Annotated in this window: 2 protein-coding genes and 1 pseudogene; all 3 read left to right on the top strand. The window is 68.1% G+C overall.

Annotated elements, in window-relative coordinates; genetic code table 11:
* Positions 1 to 360 (top strand): annotated as a pseudogene (locus VG296_RS09650) (ABC transporter ATP-binding protein); the annotation flags it as partial.
* A complete protein-coding gene (locus VG296_RS09645) occupies positions 357 to 1,133 on the top strand; it encodes an ABC transporter permease (protein WP_325565280.1) in 777 nt (258 codons plus the stop codon). The pseudogene VG296_RS09650 and the gene VG296_RS09645, both read left to right, overlap by 4 nt.
* Before the next feature lie 331 nt (positions 1,134 to 1,464).
* Positions 1,465 to 2,313, top strand: coding sequence for a hypothetical protein (locus tag VG296_RS09640; RefSeq protein ID WP_325565279.1), 849 nt, complete (start codon positions 1,465 to 1,467; stop codon positions 2,311 to 2,313).
* Positions 2,314 to 2,451 lie beyond the last annotated feature (138 nt).

Here is a 2,451-nt window from a genome sequence, read left to right as displayed (position 1 = left end):
GACTACGTGGTGATGATCAGGGCAGGCCGGCTTGTCCACCAGGGGAGCGTCGCGGAGCTGCGGGCCACCCAGCAGGCGGAGTTCCTGGTCGCGCCGGAGCACGACGCGGACCGCCACCCGCTAGCCGGGCTCTTGCAGCGGGCGGGCTGCACGGTGACGTCGGGTAACGCCGAGGGCTTCCTGCTCGTCGAGGCCCCGGGCGTCAGCGCGGCGGACCTGAACCGGCTCGCCGCGCAGAACAGGATTACCCTGCGCCAGCTCACCGAGCGCACCCGCAGCCTTGAGCGGGCGTTCTTCGCGCTGACCGGCACGAAATCGGCCGACGTACCTGAGGACCAGGAGATGGGAGCGATCAGATGATGTGGGCCGCGTTTACCAGCGAGTGGACCAAGCTGCGGCGGCCAACGCTGTTCCTTTCGACCTTCCTCGGGCTGGCCGCGGCGGCCTCGCTCTTCGTGGTCCTGATGTTCTCCCAGGCCTCGGCGAACGGCGGAATAGTGTCGCTGCATCAGCTTGCCCAGCCGAACGGCCTGGTCATCGGCGTCGCGAGGGCCGCCATGCTGCTCGGCGTCGTGGCGTTCGGCATAGCGGCCTCGCAGGTCGCGAGCGAGTACAGCCTCGGCACGCTGCGCCAGCTTCTCGTGCGCCAGCCGCGCCGTACCGTGCTGCTGGCCGGCAAGATGCTCGGCGTGATCACCTTCCTAGTGCTCGCGCTCTGCTTCGCCGCGGTCGTCGCCTTGATCGTGGCGGTGGTGGCCGCCCGCACTCGTGGCGTCTCGACGAGCGCATGGTTTACGGGAACGGGGCTCGGCGACCTGTTCCGCGAACTCGGCGACCTCGTGCTCGCCACGATCGGCTATAGCGTGCTCGGGATGGCGCTCGGCCAGTTCGTCCGGTCAGCCGTGTTCGCGGTTATCGTCGGCTTCGCCTGGCTGATCGCCGTGGAGAACATCATCACGCGCATCGTGCCAAGCACCCAGCAGTGGTTGCCCGGCGCGTCGATCCTCGCGGTGGCGTCCGGCGGAGGCCAAGGCGTGAGCTACCCCCACGGGCTGATCCTCGGCGCGGTCTACCTCATCGTCGCGATCGTGGCGGCGATGACGGTCTTCCTCCGCAGCGACGTGACGGCCTAGTACGGCAACGGCCTTTAGGTGAGCTGGTAGCCGCGTCACCGGTAGTGGCAGATCCGCGCTGGTACTGGCGGCGTCGGCGGCACCGTGCCCGTTGCGTGCGTCCGGTCAGAGGGTAAACCAGGGTGTTTCGCGGTTACTCACGGACACTCGGGCACGCGGCCTGACCCGCGTTTAGGCTGGCCGACGGCCCCGCACGCAGGGCCTTCCAAGCTGGTTATGCGGGTTCGATTCCCGTCGCCCGCTCAGATCATCCAGGTCAGACCTTCGCGCCACGAAGAATGCTCAGGGCTGGGACACGGCGTTCGCTACGGACCACTTCGGTCCGTTCCTGTTGACCGAGGCGCTCATGCCGCATCTCCCTGACGGCGCGAACGTGGTGTTCGTCTGCTCCGGCGTCGAAGACCTCGAGCGCAAGCCCGCCGTGGCCGCTGGGTTCCGGGGCGGCCGCTACATCTCTGCCGAGGCGAGCGCGCGCGGCGAGTGGAAGCCCGGTGGTTCCGCCCTTCCCGGCGGCGACGCCTACGCGACGTCGAAGCAATGCAACCTCGCGACGGTGATGGCGTTCGCGCGCGAGACTCCGCGGTTGCGCTTCAACGCCGTCGAACCGGCCTTCAGTCCGGCCACGAGCCTCTCGCGCGACGCGAACGTCCTCCTGCGCTTCCTGGGGAAGTACGTACTGTCGTTGCTCGCCCCGTTCATCAAGTACTGGAGCACTCCGGCGCGGGCCGCGAAGGTCATCACGAACGCCCTGCTGAACGAGTCGGGAGGGACCGGCGTCTACTACGACGACCGGGGCCAGCCGATGCTCGGCTCGACGCTGGTGCGCGACCCGAAGTTTCAAGACCGCGTCGTCGCAGAGACGCGCGCTCGACGGTCTTGGCCTGAAGCCAGGGGTCTGGGACGTGCCGGGTTAGCGGTCCGCATCATGGTGTGCGGTCTCATTCAGTGCCCGGCGGGCGCGCACGATCGGCAGTGGATCGAGCGGGTGACGGATCACATGCCGCACGATGGCGCGCGGGACCGTGCGCGTAAAGAAGACTCCCACGTCGATGGACTGCCGCACCGCACGTACGTGTTCTCGGGGCAGTCCGGAACGGATCACCCCCTGGCTCAGATCGTTGAGATCCGCCCGCCGGAAGGCCTCGGTGAGCGTCGCATGTCGCCCTTGGTACGGAGTTAGATGGTGGTGCTTGGCGACTATCACCGCGAGCTCCTCGGCCCACGCGTCGCGGCCGGTGCGCTGCAGCCACGCCTCCATGGTGCGGATGGACGGCCCGAGATAGTTCAGCGATCGGAATACGTCGATGTCGTGGAACGC

The organism is Actinospica sp., assembly GCF_035552695.1.
In the GTDB taxonomy this organism is placed as follows: domain Bacteria; phylum Actinomycetota; class Actinomycetes; order Streptomycetales; family Catenulisporaceae; genus Actinospica.
The sequence above is the reverse complement of the archived record's forward strand: the minus strand, read 5'-3'. Positions and strand labels throughout refer to the sequence as shown.

Bases quoted from the DNA above. Each gene is read 5' to 3' on its own strand.
- VG296_RS09645 (WP_325565280.1), top strand. From the start codon at position 357: ATGATGTGGGCCGCGTTTACCAGCGAGTGGACCAAGCTGCGGCGGCCA.